The sequence below is a fragment of the Pseudomonas sp. 05N434 genome, from assembly GCF_056396965.1.
Genome location: NZ_JBFTMK010000790.1, coordinates 1 through 1,650, shown reverse-complemented (window position 1 = coordinate 1,650; position 1,650 = coordinate 1). Strand labels below are relative to the sequence as shown.

Here is a 1,650-nt window from a genome sequence, read left to right as displayed (position 1 = left end):
ATCCAGACTCGTTTGCTGCATGCCGTGCAGTTGGGCGCCTTCAACCGTCAGGTCGTGCAAAAACTGGTGCAGCAACTGCTGGACATGGGCGAGAGCGCCGATGCGAAAATATTGACGGACTGGATTRCCCGCCTCGGCAGCCTACCGACCTACGACAGCCGTGAGTTGCTGGGCAGCATGCCCTCCGGCCGGCTGTTGAACTGGTTGCAGGCACGCCAGCCGAACGACACCGCGGTACGGAAAATCAATCAACACCTGGCGGCCAATGAGGGCGGGCCTCAGTTTGGCATTCTGTTGCTGGATCTTGAAGCCGACATGGACAAGTTGCAGGTCACCTTTGACAGTCTGATGGAAAGCGCTTTCCGCGCCTTCAAGGTGGTGGTCTTCACCACCGGTGATTTGCCTGACGTCACCACCGAACAAAATACCGTGCATTTTGTAAAGGTCAGCGCAAGCAACTACGTCGATAAACTGAACCAGATTGCCCAGCGCTCAACCTCGGACTGGCTGCTGTTGGCCGAGGCCGGCGATGAGTTCACCGCTGCCGGCTTCCTGCGCGCCAGCCTTGAGTTGCAGGACGCGGAAGGTTGCCGTGCGGTGGCGATGGATGAGATTCATCGCCGTAGTAACGGCACATTGACCGAGGTTTTCCGCCCGGCCTTCAACCTCGACCTGCTGCAAAGTCTGCCGACGTTGACCGCCCGGCATTGGCTGATCCGACGCGAAGTGCTGGTGGATGTCGGTGGTTATGCCCGCGAGTTCAGCGATGCACTGGAATTCGACCTGCTGCTGCGCCTGATCGAAGCTGGCGGGTTGGCAGGGCTGGCGCATTTGGCCGAGCCATTGCTGATCACCCCGGCGGTGGAGTTGGCGCCGAATGAGCACCAACGTCAGACCCTGGTACGCCACCTGGCAACCCGTGGTTATCAGGCGCAGGTCAGTGCCGAGGCATTTGGTGGCTTGCGGATCGACTACCGGCATGCCCAGCGTCCGAAGGTGTCGATCATCGTCCGCAGCGAAGGCGATCAGGAGCCATTGCAGCGCTGCCTGGTGAGCGTATTGCAGCGTACGCGCTATCAGAACAACGAAATTATCATCGCCGACAACCACAGCCAGTCAGCCGATCTGCTGACGTGGCTCGACAGTCTGGAGCAAAACGGTCGCGGGCGGATTCGCCTGATCAAGAACGAGCAGCGCGTGAGCCCGTCGGCACTGCTCAACCAGGCCGCCGCGCAGGCACAGGGTGAGTACTTGATACTGCTCGCGGCAGACGCCGAGGTGGTCAATGCCAATTGGATCGAAGCTTTGCTCAACCAGGCTCAGCGGCCGGAAGTGGGGGTGGTGGGGGCCAAGCTGGTTGATCGCGAGGGCAGCGTGACCGGCGCCGGTTTGATTCTGGGGCTGGGGGACGGCGTGGCCTCTGCGTTCGTCGGCGAGAAAAAAGACGCACCGGGTCCTATGCATCGACTGTTGGTCGAGCAGAATTATTCGGCAGTTTCCGACGCTTGCCTGATGGTGCGCAAAGAGGTGTTCGATGCACTGGGCGGGCTGGATGAAGAGCATTTCGAGCAAGCGTATGCCGATGTCGACTTGTGCCTGAAAGTCGCCGATGCCGGGTTGCTGACCGTATGGACGCCGCAAGTGCAAATC

Annotated in this window: 1 protein-coding gene; it reads left to right on the top strand. The window is 60.3% G+C overall.

Annotated elements, in window-relative coordinates:
• The coding region (locus AC1DLB_RS29405; protein WP_477786229.1) for a glycosyltransferase at positions 1–1,650 on the top strand (1,650 nt) is incomplete at both ends.